The organism is Hydrogenophaga sp. (genome assembly GCF_030651625.1).
Taxonomy (GTDB): Bacteria; Pseudomonadota; Gammaproteobacteria; order Burkholderiales; family Burkholderiaceae_C; genus Hydrogenophaga.
The window spans coordinates 1-17,661 of record NZ_JAUSCF010000022.1 but is presented as its reverse complement, the minus strand read 5'-3'; the positions used below and the strand labels follow the sequence as shown (position 1 = coordinate 17,661).

Below are 17,661 nucleotides of genomic sequence, written 5' to 3'. Positions count from 1 at the left end.
TGCGCGAACCCTGCATTGTATGAAAACCATTCACAAGTCCGTGCTGCTCTGGCACAGCGCTCACGAGATGTTCGCTCTGGTGACGGATGTCGAACACTACCCCCGGTTCCTTCCCTGGTGCGAACGTGGTGAGGTGCTCGAACAATCCGAAAACAGCATGGTGGCGCGCGTAGGCATCGCGATCAGTGGCGTGCGGCAGAGCTTCACCACGCGAAACACCCACGAGGACGACCACAGAGTGACCATGGAGCTGGTGGATGGACCGTTTTCCCACCTCGATGGGTGCTGGGTGTTCACTGCGCTGGGTGAGCCTTCACAGCGTGCCTGCAAGGTGGAGTTCACCCTGACCTATGGTTTTTCCAGCCAGACCCTGGCAACCCTCGTGGGGCCGGTGTTCGACAAGATCGCAGGCAACCTGGTCGATGCGTTTGTCAGGCGTGCGGATCAGGTCTACGGCGTGAAGTGAGCAAACGCTCGGAGATTGTTTGAAAGTCGATCTGCTGTATTCACCATCGCCTCGCCAGGTGCTTGAGGCCACGCTGCAATTGCCGTCGTGCGCCACCTTGGGCGACGCGATGCTGAAGTCTGGTTGGATGGACGCGCACCCTGAGATCGGCTCGGCCGCCATGACTTTCGGCATCTGGGGGCGCAGAGCCAGTCCGAGTACGCCCCTGCGGGAAGGTGACAGGGTGGAGGTCTACCGAGCGCTGCGGGTGGACCCGAAGGTGGCTCGACGCGAGCGGTTTGTCGGACAAGGCGCCAGATCTGCCGGCCTGTTTGCACAGCGACGGCCTGGCTCCAAGGCAGGCTACTGAGCCTGCTGGGCGGGTGCACCACCACAATCGCGTTGCATGATGTCGCTCAGTCGGCGCGTCTCGGCAGCGCGAGCTGCGTCGTCCATGATTTCACGCTCTCCCTTGGCATTGGTCGTTGCAATGCGAACACCAGAATCCATGGTCGCCTTGGCGCGCTGAGCGCGCTCGCAGTTCTCTGCACGCAACTTGGCAACGCGGGCATCATCGGCCTTCTTCTTGGCTTCTTCTGCTGCCTCTGCCTGACGTTTACGGGCTTCGAGTTGCTCGTCTCGGGCAGGCGGCTTCGGAGCCGCGGGTGCTGCAGCACTGGCGGCCTCTTCGCCAGGTTCGGCGGGGGGCGCGACCGGTGCACGTGCACCTGGACGTTGAAGCACGTTCTTGTCAGGGATACCCGCTGGAGGGGGCGTGTCACTGAAAACCTTGCGCCCGGTGTTGTCCACCCACTGCCATTGCGCGACAGCGACCTGACTGATCGCCAGCAGAACGATTGCCGCCAAGGGCTTGCACCACAACTGGCGATGAGAAGAGATTTGTGCCATTTGCGCAGTTTAGCGCCGGCTCTGCAGGCCGTGGTGGCGAGCATCTCGCATGTGGCGTGCAAGAGGCGGTTTCCATGGCGTTTTGGGCACCAAAACAACCGCTTTGCGACGGAAACGCCGACGCCTGTCTCCGCAAAAGCACCGTTGGTCGCCGGATACAATGGTGCTTTTGGAGCTTTTTCCCATGCGCCTCCTCGGCAAAGCGCTCACCTTCGACGACGTGTTGCTGGTGCCAGCGTACTCGCAGATCCTTCCCAAGGACGCTTCGCTCGCGACCCAGTTTTCCCGGAACATCCACCTCAATCTGCCGCTCGTGTCGGCAGCCATGGACACCGTGACAGAGGCTCGCCTGGCCATCGCCATTGCGCAGGAAGGCGGCATCGGGATCATTCACAAGAATCTCACTGCCCAGGAGCAAGCTGCGCAAGTGGCCAAGGTCAAGCGCTATGAGTCCGGCGTACTGCGCGATCCGGTGGTCATCACTTCCCACACCACGATCCGTGAAGTCATGAGGCTGTCTGACGAGCTTGGGATCTCCGGCTTCCCCGTGGTGGACGGTGGCAATGTCGTGGGTATCGTTACCGGGCGCGATCTTCGGTTCGAGACACGCTATGACCTGCCAGTGAGTGAGATCATGACGCCGCGCGAGCGACTGATCACGATGCCTGATGGCACCACGCCCGCAGAAGCCAAAGCCCTGCTCAACAAGCACAAGCTGGAACGTCTGCTGCTGGTCAATGACGCGTTCGAACTCAAAGGGCTGATCACGGTCAAGGACATCACCAAGCAGCTCAATTTCCCCAATGCCGCGCGCGATGCAGCGGGGCGTTTGCGCGTGGGGGCTGCTGTGGGGGTCGGCGAGGGAACCGAAGAGCGCGTGGAAGCTTTGGTCAAGGCGGGTGTGGATGCCATCGTGGTGGATACCGCCCATGGACACAGCAAGGGTGTGCTCGACAGGGTGCGTTGGGTCAAGCAGAACTACCCGCAGGTGGATGTGATCGGTGGCAACATCGCTACCGGGGGTGCAGCCACTGCTTTGGTGGAGGCAGGCGCAGACGGGGTGAAAGTGGGTATTGGCCCAGGCTCGATCTGTACCACCCGCATCGTCGCAGGGGTGGGCGTTCCCCAGATCATGGCAATTGACAATGTGGCCTCGGCTTTGCAGGGCACCGGTGTTCCCATGATTGCGGATGGCGGCATCCGCTACAGCGGCGACATCGCCAAGGCCATCGCCGCAGGCGCCAACACCGTGATGATGGGTGGCATGTTTGCCGGTACCGAAGAGGCGCCGGGCGAGATCGTTCTGTTCCAGGGGCGCAGCTACAAGAGCTACCGCGGCATGGGTTCCATTGGCGCGATGCAACAGGGCAGTGCCGACCGTTACTTCCAGGAATCCAGCACAGGCAATCCGAACGCAGACAAGCTGGTGCCCGAGGGCATAGAGGGCCGGGTGCCCTACAAGGGCTCTGTCGTGTCCATCCTGTACCAGATGGCAGGGGGTTTGCGGGCTTCCATGGGTTACTGCGGTTGTCCCACCATCGAGCACATGCGCCACAAGGCCGAGTTCGTTGAGATCACGTCTGCCGGCATCCGTGAGAGCCACGTGCACGATGTGCAGATCACGAAAGAGGCACCCAACTACCGGGCGGACTGACCCCCACCGCCCCGCAGGCCGTCCAGCGAGACGGCCTTTCTTTTTTTCGACCCGACACGAGTCTTCCATGCAGCATCAGAAAATTCTCATCCTCGATTTCGGCTCCCAGGTCACACAGCTCATTGCTCGACGCGTACGTGAAGCGCATGTCTATTGCGAGGTCCACCCTTGCGATGTGAGCAGCGACTGGGTACGTGCGTTTGCTGCGGACGGCCAACTCAAGGGGGTGATCCTTTCCGGTAGCCATGCCAGCGTTTACGAAGTGGACGACAAGGCGCCTGACGCGGTCTTTGAGCTGGGGTTGCCCGTGCTGGGCATCTGTTACGGCATGCAAACAATGGCTCAGCAACTGGGCGGCAAGGTGGAGGCAGGCCAAACCAGAGAATTCGGTTACGCCGAAGTCCGCGCACGTGGCCACACGGCATTGCTCAAGGACATCGCCGACTTCACCACGCCCGAAGGTCATGGCATGTTGAAGGTCTGGATGAGCCACGGCGACAAGGTCACTGAACTGCCGCCCGGTTTCAAGCTGATGGCCAGCACCGACAGCTGTCCGATCGCAGGTATGGCAGACGAGGTCCGGGGCTACTACGCGGTGCAGTTCCATCCCGAGGTGACGCACACGGTGCAGGGCAGGGCGATGCTGGAGCGCTTCGTGCTCGACATCTGCAAGACAAAGCCTGACTGGGTGATGCGCGATCACATCGAGGAAGCGGTGCAGAAGATCCGCGATCAGGTGGGAGACGAGGAAGTGATCCTCGGGCTGTCCGGCGGAGTGGACTCATCAGTTGCGGCCGCCCTCATCCACCGGGCCATTGGCGACCAGCTGACCTGTGTGTTTGTTGATCATGGCCTGCTGCGCCTGCACGAAGGCGACATGGTGATGGACATGTTCGTCGGCAAGCTGCACGCCAAGGTTATCCGGGTGGACGCGGCCAACCAGTTCCTCGGTCACCTTGCCGGCGTGAGCGACCCGGAAGCCAAGCGCAAGATCATCGGCCGCGAGTTCGTCGAAGTTTTCAAGGCCGAAGCGGCCAAGCTCATCTCAAGTGGTGCATCAACAAAAGGCGCCAAGTGGTTGGCACAAGGCACCATATACCCGGATGTTATTGAGTCCGGTGGCGCAAAGAGCAAGAAGGCTGTGACGATCAAGAGCCACCACAACGTGGGTGGCCTGCCCGAGCAACTGGGCCTGAAACTGCTGGAACCCTTGCGCGACCTTTTCAAGGACGAGGTACGGGAATTGGGTGTGGCGCTGGGCCTGCCACACGACATGGTCTACCGTCACCCGTTCCCGGGCCCTGGACTGGGCGTGCGAATTCTGGGCGAAGTAAAAAAGGAATACGCCGATCTGTTGCGCCGCGCCGACGCCATCTTCATCGAAGAGCTGCGCTCCACGATCGATCATCCCAGCGGCAAAAGCTGGTACGACCTGACCAGCCAGGCCTTCACCGTGTTCCTGCCTGTCAAGAGTGTGGGCGTGATGGGCGACGGCCGCACTTACGACTACGTGGTGGCACTGCGCGCCGTGCAGACCAGCGACTTCATGACTGCCGACTGGGCGGAGTTGCCGTACGCGCTGCTCAAGAAGGTCAGCAGCCGGATCATCAACGAGGTGCGCGGCATCAATCGCGTGACCTACGACGTGAGCAGCAAGCCACCGGCCACCATCGAGTGGGAGTGAAAGTAGTCGACAGGTCACTTGTCTGATGCTTCCGTTGTAAGCGCGATCATCCCTTTCTGCCGATTCGGCCATTCAAGCTGCGTGAAGATGCAGCGCTCCAACACAATCAGGCAATGGATTACAGGCGAGAGATAGACGGACTCAGGGCGCTGGCGGTTATACCGGTCATTCTTTTCCACGCAGGCTTTCAGACCTTCAGTGGTGGCTTCGTCGGTGTGGATGTGTTTTTCGTGATCAGCGGCTACCTGATCACCACCATCATTCTCACTGCGCTCGAACAGGGCAAGTTCTCACTTGTCGAGTTCTACGAGCGAAGGGCGCGCAGAATATTGCCCGCGTTGTTCCTGGTGATGTTTGCCTGCCTTCCGTTCGCCTGGCGGTGGTTGTTGCCGAGTGACATGCAGGATTTCGCCCGGAGCCTGGTCGCAGTTCCGCTTTTCGTGTCCAACGTTCTCTTCTGGCGCGAGAGTGGCTACTTCGAAGCTGCCGCCGAACTGAAGCCCTTGCTGCACACGTGGAGCCTGGCGGTCGAAGAACAGTACTACGTGCTGTTCCCCTTGTTCCTCATGTTCGCCTGGCGCTTTGGCAAGCGCAGCATTCTCGTCGTACTGGGGTTGACCTTTCTGGCCAGTCTTGCACTGGCGCAGTGGGCCTCCCTGGAGAAACCGGTGGCGGCTTTCTATCTGTTGCCCACCCGTGGATGGGAGCTTTTGCTGGGCGCTTTTGTCGCGTTCTATCTGTCTGCCAAGGGGGCGCAATCCATCAACCACACCATCAAGGAACTGGGCGCACTGATCGGCCTTTTGTTGTTGCTGTATGCGATTTTTGCCTTTGACAAGGACACGCCATTTCCGGGTCTCTACACCCTGGTACCGACGGTGGGAACCGCCTTACTCATTCTTTTCGCCAGCAAGGAGACCCTCACAGGCCGACTGCTGGGGTGGAAGGTTTTCGTTGGCATTGGATTGATCAGCTACAGCGCCTACCTGTGGCATCAGCCTCTGTTCGCTTTTGCTCGTTACAGGATCTTGGTCGATCATGGCGGGTGGTTGTTTTTCAGCCTCTTTATCGGTGTACTGGCGCTGTCGTACCTGAGCTGGAAGTATGTTGAAGGCCCTTTCAGGCACAAAGGCAACTTCACCCGAAAGCAGGTTTTCTCCCTTGCATCCTTCGTGTCGGTGGTTTTTGTCGGTATGGGACTGGCTGGTCAGTTCACTCAGGGTGCCTTGGTCTCAAGGCCCAATCTCGACCAGTTGCAGGAGCTGGAAGCGCGTGTCGTGACGAATTACGGCCTGCATTCTGACTGCGAAGGTAAATTCACCGTATCTGTCAACTGCCGGACCAGCGATGAGCCTGAAGTTCTCGTGTGGGGCGACTCTTACGCGATGCATCTTGTTCAAGGTCTGATGGCATCCAAAGCAGATTTGAAGCTCGTTCAGATGACGTCGTCCTCTTGCGGTCCGCTGCTGGACATAGCACCTTTTAGCAAAGCGCTGGTTCGAAGCTGGGCTGAAGACTGCATTGGCATCAACGATCAGGTATTCGACTATCTCAGGAATACCGCCAGCATCAAGTACGTGGTCATGAGTTCGCCACTCAATCAGTATGTCGGGCCAGGCACCAAGGTACTGACGAGGTCGGGGGAAGTGGTGGATGATGTGACCGCGGTGTACGACGCGATGCAGCACACCATCGAGCAAGTGAAACAGCTCGGTAAAGTCCCAGTCATCTTTTCGCCCAGTCCACAGGACGGCCGGAATGTCGGTCGTTGTCTGGTGAAGGCCACAATCTTTGAAATGAAGGATTCCGCCTGTGATGTGCGGTTGTCGGACTCAAAAGTGCTGCAAAGCAGCATCTATGAGTTTCTAAAAAAGGTGGAACGCACCAACCCTGTGGTCTGGCTCAACGAAGGCATGTGTGAGGATGGCATCTGCGCGGCCTCAGTCAGTGGCATTTTCATTTACCGCGATGACGGCCACCTGTCGCACGAAGGCAGCGCCTATCTGGGCCAGAAAATGGGCTGGTACGAACGTCTCCGCGCTGCCCAGGTCGGCGGCAAGTGACTGCAAGCCGTCTTGTTCAGGGTTCTAGCTGATGACGACCACCACAACTCAACAACAGGTTCTTGCCCAGATTGACCGCCGCTGGGGCCTGATCCGGTCGTTGCTGGTCTACCACGGGATCCCTTGGCGCGGCTGGCAACTGCGGCGCTTTTACGGTCAGTTTGTGCCCTTTGGTGGACTGGCCATTGATGTGGGAGCCCACACCGGCAATCGCGTCGGTGCATTCCGTCAACTGGGTGCGCGTGTGGTTGCTCTGGAACCGCAGCCTGATTTCGCTGGCTGGCTGAACCGGCGATTCGGGGGGGATTCAGGTGTGACCGTGCTCACCCAGGCGGTAGGGCGTGCGGAGGGGCAGGCACAGCTACTGTCAAGCCCGCGAACACCGACTGTCTCAACGCTTTCACGCGATTTTGTGGAGCGGGCCGGTGCCTCCAGCGGGTTCCGAGGCGTGCGATGGCAAGAGGGTCCCCTGGTAAAGATTGCCACCCTGGATCTCCTGATTGCCGCGCACGGTGTTCCCGATTTCGTCAAGATCGACGTAGAGGGCTTTGAGCTGGAGGTGCTTCAGGGCTTGAACCAGGCATTGCCAGCGGTATCGTTCGAATTCCTTCCCGCCATGCGCGACATCGCCCTGGCCTGCGTTGACCGGCTTGAATCACTTGCCGGAGCGGGCCGTTACCGCTACGCCGTGTCCCTGGGCGAGCGGCTGCGGTTGCTCACGCCAGATGGCATGTCGGCACCAGACATGTGTGAATGGCTTCGATCGATGCCACCAGACGCTCCATCGGGCGATGTGCATGCCTGGCTGCCTGAATCGCACGCAGCCTCAAGTTCCAGGGGTTGATGGCTCAGACGTCTGGTCAGGAGGGGCCCAGTCTGCCACGCTAGGGTCTGCTTCAACGCCGTCGAGTGCCTCACCGTCAAACACCTTGAGCAGCAGCGTCGTCAGCTGTTCCATCGGACCGAGCGATGCGGCAGGCAGCCCGAAGCCAGGAGCGAATCCGCTTGCCAGCAGACGCCGCATCAGCCCCGGGTCGTCGGCGATGACATGCACGGGCACGTCCCAGGAGGCGCCAGCGCCTGTGACTAATGCGGGTGGCTGGTGGTCGCCGACGATCACCCACACCAGTGGACGCGGGGCCTGTTCCTCAAGGTAGCTCGCCATCCACCCATACTGGTAATGCATGCTGTCCAGATAGTTGGGGGCGGGTCGATGCGCGGCCAGCGGGGCAGCCAGAGCAGCCAGCGCGTCCGCTGAGCGGTAGCCACCGTCTGACTGTGTCAGCCTGTGCCAGTCCACCAAAGGGGCAATGGGGTGGAAGGGGGCATGGGTGGTGGTCGTGGGAAAGACAACGAGCCGGGGCTGGCGGTTGGGCTCCAGAGGATCTACAACCAGTTCCTGTTTGTGCAGCAGTGCCATGGCAGCCTGATCGGGAATCCGCCAATAGCCGAAGTCTGGTCCGTGGTAGCCCATGCCCGCGTCATCGGCCAGGCGATCGAAACCATAGAAGGCCCCTTCAGGCCACGGCCGCTTGATGCCAGGCATCCACCCCACCGTGCGGTAGCCGTGGCGGGCAAAGTGACTCACCAGGGTGGGGCGCTGGCTGGCAAGCAACAGACTGTGGTTGGCGTGATCGGCCGTGTCCACACCAGACAACAAAGTAGCGTGGGAGAGCCAGGAGGAGCCACCGAAAGTGGGCGCCGTGACGCGCGCAGACACCACTTGACGACCGCTGAATGCGATGGCCTGAGCGAGTGCCATGCGTGATGGACCCAGGGCTTTGTGGAGCTCCGGCTGGTCGAATGTCACGGCGCCGTAGGATTCGGCAAAGATCACCAACACATCGGCTCGACCCAACGGACTTTCGAGTGCTGACAGGCTGCCTTCGAAGTCCGGACTGGGGCCCAGCGCGGTCTCGCCACGCTCAGGCAGCCAAACCCGGGCCAGCAACTGGCTCTGGTTCACGATGGTGGGTGTCAGTGGCAGGGAGAAAAACCAGCGCGTGTCGCGCACGTCAGGTACATAAGCCATGAAACTGGCGGACAAAGTGGCCACGCCACCCAGTAGCCATGGCCTGGCGGGTTGCCAGGTCAGGCTACATGCCAGGGCGCTGATGGCCGTGCGCACCATCCACCCAAGGATCAGTCCGCCAACCAATGCCGCAGCCATGCCCGTCGCAAGCTGCCAGGAGGTCATGGACTGGGCAGCGACCCGCAGCAATTCGCCCGCATGCCGCCCGTCCCAGTAAACGTTCACGGGCCTTCCCAGAACGGCCGGCGCGGTCACAAAGGCGTACCGCACAGCCACCAATGCCATGAAACAAGCTGTCAGGAGATTGGCGCCTCGACCGGAGAGCTGTCCGCGCCAGCCTACCCAGGCCATCAGAAGCGCGACACCGATGCACAGTTCGAATGAGAGGCGCGGCATGTATAGAACGCCAAAACCCGGCCAACGGTTCTCGAAGGTCAGAAGGGTATTGAGTACACCAAAGGTCAGAACGAACCGAAGCACCCACGGCAGCGCCCCAGCCAACCTGGACAGTTCGGAAGACGGGTGGGGATGGTTCACGTGGGCGTTATGGAGGTCGGGGGATCACTGCCGCACGGCTTCGAACTCGATGATCAGCTCCACCTCATCGCCCACCCAGCCGTTGGACACGGCGTAATTCATGCCGTATGCGCTGCGTTTGAAGCTCCCCCGCGCGGACACGCCCATCACATAGGGTTTGCGACCGATCCCACCAATGGGCGACTCGGCGCTCTTGTTCCAGGTCGCTTGCAGGGTCAGCGGTTGGGTCTTCCCCAACACCTCCAATTGCCCGGTGATTTCAAAGTTGCGCTCGCCGCTGCGTTTGGCGTTGCTGGCGGTGAACACCATGCGGGGAAACTCGCCACTGTTCAGAAAATCAGGCCCCTTGAGATGCTCATCGCGCTTGCGCTGGTTGCTGAACACGCTGGCTGTCTCCACTTCAATGCGCACATCCGACAGCGTGGCACTGGCCTCGTCGAAACGGTAGCTTCCCCGGGCCGAGCGGAACAGGCCCAACACCTTGGCGTAGCCGATGTGATCCACCAGGAAGGCCACAGTCAGGTGGTCCGGATCGATGTCGTAGCGCGCCGGCTGGGCCTGTGCAGGCGGCGCCGTCAATACCGACAGGGACATGGTCAACGAGGTCAGCGTCGCAGCGGCGAAAGAGCAGGCTTTCCGGCGTGTGATGCCGGACAAGATGGCAAGGGGCTTTTTCATGACTCAGATCTCCTGATGGGTGGAGCGATGACTTGCCAGGGCGCGCACATCGATCGCGAACGAAACGGTCAGCATGGCGAGGCTCAAGGCTGCAAGGCTTGCCGCCATGGCGGGGGGAATGATCGGGCCCAGACAAACGATCAGCGTGGTGATCTGCACCACGCACACCGCCTGGCGGCGCTTGCTGGGTAGCAAAGGTCCGGCCAGCCAGGGCCACAGGCGTGCTGCGCCGACGAAGGCATAGCGCATCAGCCCGGACGCCAGTATCCAGGGGCCAGCCTGGTCAGACTGCACCACAAGGGCGCACAGAACCAGCACGAAAAAGGCGTCTGTTTCCATGTCGAACCGCGCGCCAAATGCGCTGGCCAGCCCGCTGCGGCGCGCGAGATGTCCGTCTACGGCATCCAGCAAGGCCGCCAGCGTGGCCACGATCACAATCGCCCAGGCCGCGCCTGGCGCTGAAACCAACGGCGCGGAAGGGATGTTTTCACCGATCATCGCCGCGATCAGTACCACCACCGCCAGACGAATGAGCGTCACCCGGTTGGCAGGTCCGAAACGGGCATGGGGGTGCGAAACGCCCTCGCCAGCCGTGGTTGCCAGCGCGCGCCAGACCAACCACGCTCCGAGCCCCAGATACACCATGGCCTTGACGGTATGAGTGAGATTGAGCGTGCTTTGCCCAACCAGAACCATGGACACAACCATCACTCCCCCTGCTGCAGCCGTCAAGTGGCGCAGGGCATCCCGCCTCAAGGCTGCAGGACCAGTGTCTGTTGCCATCGAAGGGGAAAGGGGGCGATCGCCCTCAGGTTTCATGGTGTGCACCGTACCATTGTCGGATTTTCGCCAGGGCCTGCAATGTTCGACGGGTATTCCCATGAGCACGGGTTTCGGTTTCACTGCGACAGGTCGCGAACGGATCACATGACTGAAAGCGCTTTCGTACACAGCCGCGCTTGCTGGATCAGCGCACCGCTGAAAGCCGAGCTGCGTTCATCTGTCTTGCCGCCATTGATCCCGGGTGACGTCCGGGTGAGAACCGTGCACAGCGGCGTGAGCCGCGGTACGGAAAGCCTTGTTTTCAGAGGTGAGGTGCCCGTCGGGGAGATCCATCGCATGCGCGCTCCGTTCCAGGAAGGCGAGTTTTCTTTTCCGCTGAAGTACGGCTATGTCAATGTCGGCCGGGTGGAAGCCGGCCCAAAGGACCTCATCGGACAGCTGGTCTTCTGTCTCTACCCACATCAGACCGTTTTTCAGGTGCCTGCATCAGCGGTGCTGCCACTGCCGCCCGATGTGCCACCTTCCAGAGCCTTGCTGGCGGCCAACCTGGAGACGGCCATCAATGCGATGTGGGACTGCGCGCCCCGCATGGGCGAACGCATTGCCGTGGTTGGCGGGGGTACTCTGGGCTTGCTGGTCGCATGGCTGGCCTCCCAGGTTCCGGGTTGCCGCGTTCAGGTGATCGACACCCAGCCGTCACGCGCTTCCATCGCCGAGTCGCTGGGAGCCAGCTTCAGCTTGCCAGATGGTGCCCAGGCCGAGGCAGATCTGGTGGTTCACACCACCGGAAACGCAGCGGGACTGGCCACCGCCCTGAGGCTGGCGGCCTTTGAGGCAACCGTGCTTGAGCTGAGCTGGTACGGCAGCCGAGCGGTCTCCGTGCCTCTGGGCGAAGCGTTTCATTCACGCCGACTGGTTCTCAAGAGCTCGCAGGTCGGTTCAGTTGCCACGCCCATGCGGGAGCGCTGGAGCCACCGGCAGCGCCTTGAGCTGGCGCTGAAGATGCTCGCGGACCCTCGGCTCGATGCCTTGATCTCCCATACCGCCCCGTTTGACGAACTGCCGCAGGTACTTCAGCGCCTGGCAGGGCCCGACGCGGCAGACGTGTTGTGTCACCGGATTGACTACCCCGAAATGTTCGGCACCTGATCCCGAAGGTGGTCAACCGCTTCAGACCGTTTTCATTCTCCAAACCACCAAGGACCCAATGCCCATGTACGCCGTCAATGTCAGGGACCATTTCATGATTGCCCACAGCTTCCAGGGGGAGGTGTTCGGCCCCGCACAGCGCATGCATGGTGCCACCTATGTGGTGGACCTGGAGCTGCGCCGCACCGCGCTCGACTCGGATGGCATCGTGGTTGACATCGGCCTGGCCACGCAAGTTCTGCGCGAAGTGCTCGCAGAACTCAATTTCCGCAACCTCGACGAGATGCCCGAGTTCGCTGGCAAGAACACCACCACCGAATTTCTGGCCCGCGTGATCTTCGACCGCATGGCGGCACGCATCGCTGCGGGCGACCTGGGCTCGCAGGCCCTTCCCGGAAGTCACGGGGCAGGGCTCAAACAGATGCGGGTGGCGCTGAACGAGTCCCATGTGGCGTGGGCCTCATTTGAGGGCGACCTGCCGGCGCAAACTTGACAACGGCAATCCCTTGAGCAAGCGCAGGATTTCTTTTCTGGTTCCAGGTGACTGGAACACACCCACTGGCGGCTACACCTACGACCGGCGTATGGTGCAGTCGCTGGAGGATGGAGGGTGGGTGGTCGACGTTTATCACCTTCCGGGAGCCTGGCCGTATCCGGACACCGGAGTTTTGAGTGCGACGGCGGCCATCGTGGCATCGTTGCCCGATGGTGCGCTGGTGGTTGCCGACGGGCTCGCCTTTGGTGCCATGGCGGCCGTGGTGAAGAAGCACACCCCGCGCCTTCGCTGGGTGGCACTGGTGCACCACCCGCTGCATTTGGAAACCGGTCTGGACGAGACTACCCGCGAGCAGTTGCTGGTTGGCGAGTCGAGCGCATTGCAATCGGCAGCCCAGGTGGTAGTGACCAGCCACAGCACGGTGCTGGACGTGGTGGCCATGGGTGTGCCGAAAGCGCACATCGCTGTTGTGGAGCCCGGCACAGATCCCCAGGCATTGCGGGCAGGGCGCTCGGTGCGGGACTCAACGGCTGTGCGACTGCTGTGCGTGGCCACGGTGACCCCCCGCAAAGGCCATGCTGTGTTGTTGCAGGCGCTTGACGGGCTGGGGCATCTGCCGTGGGAGCTGCACAACGTGGGAAGCCTGGATCGCGACCCGGCACTTGCCAGCCGATTGCAGGCCATGAGCGAGGAGGGTGTACTGGCGGGGCGGGTGTGTTGGCATGGCGCGGTCGATGATGAAGCACTGCAAGCGCACTACGCACAAGCCGATCTGTTCGTGCTGCCGTCCCTCCACGAAGGCTTTGGCATGGTGGTGAACGAAGCCGTCGCGCACGGTCTTCCGGTGGTGACCACGACCGCTGGTGCACTGGCCCACACGCTTCCGCCCGGGGCCGGACTGCAGGTTCCAGCGGGCAACGCCGCCGCCCTGAGGGATGCCTTGGGTCGGTTGATGACCGAACCTGACCTGTGTGCCCAGTTGAGCGCCGGCGCGCAGGCCGCAGCACAAAAGTTGCCCGGTTGGAACCATCAGGCCAGCATCCTGGCGGACGTGCTGGAGGGTGTGGCATGAAGCAACCGCCTTCCACAGTGGATGGTTTCAGTGCCGACTGGCTGGGTCTGCGCGAGACCTTCGACTCTGATGCCCGCGCTGTCGCAGCCCGGCAGATGCAGCTGGTGGACCGCTTGCAACGCTGGCGAGGGCCAACCAGCCGACCCTGGCGGGTGATCGACCTGGGTTGCGGTACGGGTTCAAACCTGCGCTGGCTGGCGCCACGGCTGGTTTGCGCGCAGCAATGGTTGGCGGTGGACCACGACCCAGCCTTGCTGCACGCCTGGCCTGCGGTGTTCGAAGCCACCGCCACGTCTCTTGTGAATGCCACGGCCGACCTTGGCGAGGTGGCCCTTTGGCCCTTGCACTCGACGCCCGTTCAGATCGTGCGTCGTCAGCTGGATCTTGCCGAGCATCTGGAGGCCTTGCCCTGGCAACATGCCGATCTGGTCACGGGTTCCGCCCTGATCGATCTGGTGGGGCCGGCATGGCTGAAGCGGCTGGTGACCAACTGCAGCGCGGCACAATCCAGCTTGCTGCTGACGATCAGCGTCGACGGACGTCACCATTGGCATCCAGCAGATCGCGATGATCCATGGGTCTCAAATGCATTTGCGGAACATCAGCAACGCGACAAGGGCTTCGGTGCGGCGCTGGGCGCCGGGGCGGTACCGTTATTGGTGCGGTTGCTGCGAGAAGCGGGATATCGCGTCTTTCAGGCGCACAGCGACTGGCAGGTGGATGCGCATGACCATCCGCAGGGGCAGACGATGATCGACGCCATGGTGGATGGCTTGGCGCGAGCCGCACAGGAGCAGATGCCTGCGGAGGCCCCACGTGTCCGGGCGTGGCGAACCCGGCGCAAGACATCTGCCTCGAAGTCGCGTCTGACGGTAGGACACATTGATGTGTTGGCACTACCGCCTGAGCGCAAAGGCTAAGGCGCAAAGGGCTCTAGGAGCCTGCGCGGCAGAAGGCATCGAAGCGAAACGCGTGGGAAAAGAGTCCAATTCGGCGCCGATTTTGAGGACTGTGGCCGTAGCCACAGCCGGAAAAACGGGGTCGAAATGAGACTTTTCTCCATGCGTTGCAGCCGATGTCGTTCTGCCGCGCAGGCTCCTAGGCACGGAGGTCGAGGTCCCAGAGCAGATCATCTCCCAGGATCAGCATGCGGGCTGGCGGCCGGGGGCAATCCGCCATCACCTCGTGTGCTGTAGCCTGCAAGCCACGCCGGCCCTGGCCGATCAAAACGGGCGCCACCACCAGATGCAACCGGTTCAGGGCATTTGAACGAAAAAACCGTGAGACCGTGACCCCGCCACCCTCCACAAATACCAGACGCAATCCGCGTTTTGCCAGTGCAGCGGTCACGCGGTTGGGCAGGTACTGACACGGCGGTCCGTCGTTCTGCAGCAAGCCTTCTACCGCCACCACGTCGGTTCCGGCCTGCTCTGAGGTGGACCCCATACACCCGGTAGACGCCAGCCGTTCGCTGGCGATCGCAGCGTAGCGGGCATCGCAGAGCCAGAGCGTGGAGGATTGTCGATCTGAAAACAGGCTTGAGCTGCCGTCCAACCTCGCGTCGGGGTCAAGCACCACGCGCACCGGGTTTGGGCCAGGAACCCGACGGGTGGTGAGTTGCGGGTTGTCGATAGCCACCGTACCAGCACCAACCAGCACCGCATCGCAGAGCGCTCGAAGGCGGTGAAGGTGCACCAGGCTGTGCGGCCCGGTCACGTAGTAGGAGTCACCCGTTTCGGTGGCGACAAATCCATCCAGGCTTTGACCGAGTTGCGCCACCAGCCAAGGTGGGGAATCGGGCAGGTCCTTGTGGGACTGACGCGCATCCAGCAGGGGCTTGTAAAGCGCGAACAAATTGGCGCTGCGTTCACTGCATGGCCCGTTCAATGTCCACCCCTGCTGGCGACTGTGTGCCAGGCGCTTTTGACGCTGCGGTGCCGATGCATCGTCCTGGCGCACTTTCAGAATCTGTGCCCACAGATCGGGCCAGTCCGCCGGAAGATCGCCCGGGGCAAGGGCAGCAGGTTCCGTCGGGGATTTGACTTGCAGGGGTTTGAGCATGGCTGGCATCTTCGCATCCCGACCCGAAAAAACTCAGAGACCCAAACTGTTCAAGGGCCTTTGAGGGAATGGGGCAGGGAGCATGAGCGCCGCGCGGCCGCTCCGAAGGCGCTCAGCCCTGCAGTGCGTAGCACGGAGGGTGGTCCAGTGAGCGCCACCCAAGGCGAGCTCTCGCCGTGTTGGCCATTTCATTGCCAGGTCGGCTGGTAGTAAAGGTCGCCTTCGGCATCGCTGGAGAAACCGGCACCGCCAGAAGCCGCAGCATCGCCCAGCAACAGCCAAGCCAGAGACACCAGCACGGGCACCGCAGCGAGCAGGGCCGCAACCAAGGGTGCCCATCGCGGACGACGTGCCGCCAGAGATGAGCGGTTCACCAGCGCAGGCGCTGCAAAGGCCAGCGCCATGATGGCCACGCGCCCTGACTCCGAGGGACCAGGTACCGCCATTGCATAGGCGATGGCCAGCCATGACAGACCCAGTGGAAGCAGCGCAGCAGGGGCTATCGTTAACCCCGAGGCGGACCTCAGCCATGCCCACAAGCCCGGGACGGCCGTGACCACGGCAAGCATCATGGCCAGCTGCGCCTGCAAGAGCGAACCACTCCCAGCTGCGACCGCTGCCAAGCCCAGCGCAGCCACTGTAAGTGCGCCTGCGGTTGCAATGCCATGAATAGAAGCAGTTGTCAGGCTGCTGGCGCCCGCGTGGCCATGCGGATTCAGGGAGGCTCCCGGTTTCGTGATCAACAGCAACGCCAGCACGGCAGCCCCCGCCAACGTGCCCAGCGTTGAATGAATCCATTGCGCCGCGTTTCCCATCAACCACACGCATGCCGTCGCCCAGAGGGCCGAACTCATGGCCCAGGGTGTCCAACGGTTCGGCCGCGAGGTTCCGAACAGCAGCCAGGCCGCCGCCAGGGACGTGCCGCCGAGCACGATCCACGGCAGCTTGTGTGCCCGAGCCGTGGCCGGCCAGTCATACCCTGGCAGCAACACATAACTCAGGAGCAGTGCGATCGCCGCCCCCATTGCCCACCACCGGTTCCTCGCAGGCGCCTGGAGTCCGCCGAGCAACCCGGTGAGCACCAGGGTGAGCAGAAGGGGCAGCGCCACACTCTGGAACGCCGGATGGTGGATGAATGACATGGGGTCAGGCTTTTGTGGTGTCTGCACATCATCGCATTGGCAGCAGCAAGCGATGCGATTTGTGATCCCGGGATTCGGTCTTTAGATGAGGATACCTGCTGGTGGTGCTCTCGGCCGTTGGCAAAGATCGGCGGGCCAAGTAGGCGGCCAGCCTCGCCCGCGTCCATACAGGTTTTGGCCAAAGCACACTTCGGGGCATGATGGAGCCATGTACCTGCCACCCCAATTTGCGCCCAGAGACGCAGCCATCGCCAGGGAAGTGATCCGTTCGCATCCGTTTGCCAGCCTGATCTCCGTGGACGACGACGGTCTGCCCTTTGTCACGCAACTGCCTCTGCACCTGGAAGAAGAGGGAGAATGCTTGCTGCTGCTGGGTCACGTGGCCCGTCCGAACCCCCATGGTCGCTACCTTCGCGAACGGCCCAAGGCGAAGGTCAGCTTTCTCGGCCCCCATGCGTACATGTCACCGCGGGTCTATCCCGACCTGGCCCGCGTACCTACCTGGAATTACCTCGCGGTGCACGTCGTGGTGGAGGCGAGAGTGATCGAGGCATTTGCCGACAAGGACCGGCTGCTCAAGCACCTCATCCACGACCATGATCCCGCCTATGCCGACCAATGGCGTTCGCTGGATGAGGACTACCAGCACAGAATGATGCAAGGTATCACCGCGTTCGAATTGCGCGTGACTGACCTGCAATGCAAGGTCAAGCTCAACCAGCATCGGCCCGAGTCCCACTTGGCCATGTTGCAGGCGTACGAATGCGGAAATGAAAACGAGCGGGCGCTGGCGAACTGGATGGGCAGGCTTGGGCTGGGCTAGGAGCCTGCGCGGCAGAAGGCATCGAAGCGAAACGCGTGGGAAAAGAGCCCAATTCGGCGCCGATTTTGAGGACTGTGGCCGTAGCCACAGCCGGAAAAACGGGGGCGAAGTGGGACTTTTCTCCATGCGTTGC

17 protein-coding genes are annotated in these 17,661 nt (G+C 61.8%); 11 read left to right on the top strand and 6 right to left on the bottom strand.

The genetic code is table 11. The features are described from left to right. Positions 1-19 precede the first annotated feature (19 nt). Together Q7V46_RS08020 and Q7V46_RS08015 are read left to right on the top strand one after the other, a co-directional pair. Complete coding sequence (locus tag Q7V46_RS08020; RefSeq protein ID WP_304913010.1) at positions 20-466, top strand: type II toxin-antitoxin system RatA family toxin; 447 nt, start codon at positions 20-22, stop codon at positions 464-466. Between the two features lie 19 nt (positions 467-485). Further along, positions 486-815 (top strand): RnfH family protein, encoded by a 330-nt coding sequence (locus tag Q7V46_RS08015; RefSeq protein WP_304913009.1) that lies wholly within the window; start codon positions 486-488, stop codon positions 813-815. Here the strand turns inward: Q7V46_RS08015 and Q7V46_RS08010 are convergent. Continuing rightward, the gene (locus Q7V46_RS08010; RefSeq protein WP_304913008.1) at positions 809-1,354 is read right to left on the bottom strand and encodes a DUF4124 domain-containing protein; all 546 of its coding nucleotides are present in this window, start codon (positions 1,352-1,354) and stop codon (positions 809-811) included. The genes Q7V46_RS08015 and Q7V46_RS08010 overlap by 7 nt on opposite strands. A 184-nt stretch (positions 1,355-1,538) precedes the next feature. Between Q7V46_RS08010 and guaB the strand changes: the two genes are divergently transcribed. The 4 genes from guaB (at position 1,539) to Q7V46_RS07990 (ending at position 7,599) form a co-directional block, all read left to right on the top strand. Continuing rightward, positions 1,539-3,008: an IMP dehydrogenase gene (gene guaB / locus Q7V46_RS08005; protein WP_304913007.1), complete on the top strand. Its 1,470-nt coding sequence runs from the start codon at positions 1,539-1,541 to the stop codon at positions 3,006-3,008. A gap of 67 nt (positions 3,009-3,075) precedes the next feature. Then, positions 3,076-4,692: a glutamine-hydrolyzing GMP synthase gene (gene guaA, locus Q7V46_RS08000; protein ID WP_304913006.1), complete on the top strand. Its 1,617-nt coding sequence runs from the start codon at positions 3,076-3,078 to the stop codon at positions 4,690-4,692. Between the two features lie 113 nt (positions 4,693-4,805). Then, positions 4,806-6,755 carry an acyltransferase family protein gene (locus tag Q7V46_RS07995; protein ID WP_304913005.1) on the top strand — a complete coding sequence of 650 codons (1,950 nt, stop codon included), beginning with the start codon at positions 4,806-4,808 and terminating at the stop codon, positions 6,753-6,755. Between the two features lie 31 nt (positions 6,756-6,786). Further along, positions 6,787-7,599: an FkbM family methyltransferase gene (locus Q7V46_RS07990; protein ID WP_304913004.1), complete on the top strand. Its 813-nt coding sequence runs from the start codon at positions 6,787-6,789 to the stop codon at positions 7,597-7,599. Here the strand turns inward: Q7V46_RS07990 and Q7V46_RS07985 are convergent. The 3 genes from Q7V46_RS07985 to Q7V46_RS07975 form a co-directional block, all read right to left on the bottom strand. Further along, positions 7,582-9,012 carry a hypothetical protein gene (locus Q7V46_RS07985; RefSeq protein ID WP_304913003.1) on the bottom strand — a complete coding sequence of 477 codons (1,431 nt, stop codon included), beginning with the start codon at positions 9,010-9,012 and terminating at the stop codon, positions 7,582-7,584. The two genes, Q7V46_RS07990 and Q7V46_RS07985, sit on opposite strands and share 18 nt — an antisense overlap. Positions 9,013-9,348: 336 nt before the next feature. After that, positions 9,349-10,002 carry a YceI family protein gene (locus tag Q7V46_RS07980; protein ID WP_304913002.1) on the bottom strand — a complete coding sequence of 218 codons (654 nt, stop codon included), beginning with the start codon at positions 10,000-10,002 and terminating at the stop codon, positions 9,349-9,351. A gap of 3 nt (positions 10,003-10,005) precedes the next feature. Beyond that, positions 10,006-10,698, bottom strand: coding sequence for a CDP-alcohol phosphatidyltransferase family protein (locus tag Q7V46_RS07975; RefSeq protein WP_304913388.1), 693 nt, complete (start codon positions 10,696-10,698; stop codon positions 10,006-10,008). A 423-nt stretch (positions 10,699-11,121) separates the two neighbouring features. Between Q7V46_RS07975 and Q7V46_RS07970 the strand changes: the two genes are divergently transcribed. The 4 genes from Q7V46_RS07970 to Q7V46_RS07955 all read left to right on the top strand — a co-directional run bounded on the left by Q7V46_RS07970 (position 11,122) and on the right by Q7V46_RS07955 (position 14,422). Beyond that, positions 11,122-11,934 carry a zinc-binding alcohol dehydrogenase gene (locus Q7V46_RS07970; RefSeq protein ID WP_304913001.1) on the top strand — a complete coding sequence of 271 codons (813 nt, stop codon included), beginning with the start codon at positions 11,122-11,124 and terminating at the stop codon, positions 11,932-11,934. Between the two features lie 64 nt (positions 11,935-11,998). Further along, the gene (locus tag Q7V46_RS07965) at positions 11,999-12,427 is read left to right on the top strand and encodes a 6-carboxytetrahydropterin synthase (protein WP_304913000.1); all 429 of its coding nucleotides are present in this window, start codon (positions 11,999-12,001) and stop codon (positions 12,425-12,427) included. A gap of 13 nt (positions 12,428-12,440) precedes the next feature. After that, on the top strand, positions 12,441-13,502 hold the full coding sequence (locus tag Q7V46_RS07960; RefSeq protein ID WP_304912999.1) for a glycosyltransferase family 4 protein: 1,062 nt from the start codon (positions 12,441-12,443) through the stop codon (positions 13,500-13,502). After that, positions 13,499-14,422 carry a class I SAM-dependent methyltransferase gene (locus tag Q7V46_RS07955; RefSeq protein WP_304912998.1) on the top strand — a complete coding sequence of 308 codons (924 nt, stop codon included), beginning with the start codon at positions 13,499-13,501 and terminating at the stop codon, positions 14,420-14,422. Before Q7V46_RS07960 ends, Q7V46_RS07955 begins: the two co-directional genes overlap by 4 nt. 178 nt (positions 14,423-14,600) lie before the next feature. Here Q7V46_RS07955 and Q7V46_RS07950 read toward each other — a convergent pair whose 3' ends face one another. Then, a complete protein-coding gene (locus Q7V46_RS07950; protein WP_304912997.1) occupies positions 14,601-15,563 on the bottom strand; it encodes a RibD family protein in 963 nt (320 codons plus the stop codon). A gap of 188 nt (positions 15,564-15,751) precedes the next feature. Then, positions 15,752-16,705 carry a hypothetical protein gene (locus Q7V46_RS07945; protein WP_304912996.1) on the bottom strand — a complete coding sequence of 318 codons (954 nt, stop codon included), beginning with the start codon at positions 16,703-16,705 and terminating at the stop codon, positions 15,752-15,754. A gap of 208 nt (positions 16,706-16,913) precedes the next feature. Between Q7V46_RS07945 and Q7V46_RS07940 the strand changes: the two genes are divergently transcribed. Then, complete coding sequence (locus tag Q7V46_RS07940; protein WP_304912995.1) at positions 16,914-17,528, top strand: FMN-binding negative transcriptional regulator; 615 nt, start codon at positions 16,914-16,916, stop codon at positions 17,526-17,528. Positions 17,529-17,661 lie beyond the last annotated feature (133 nt).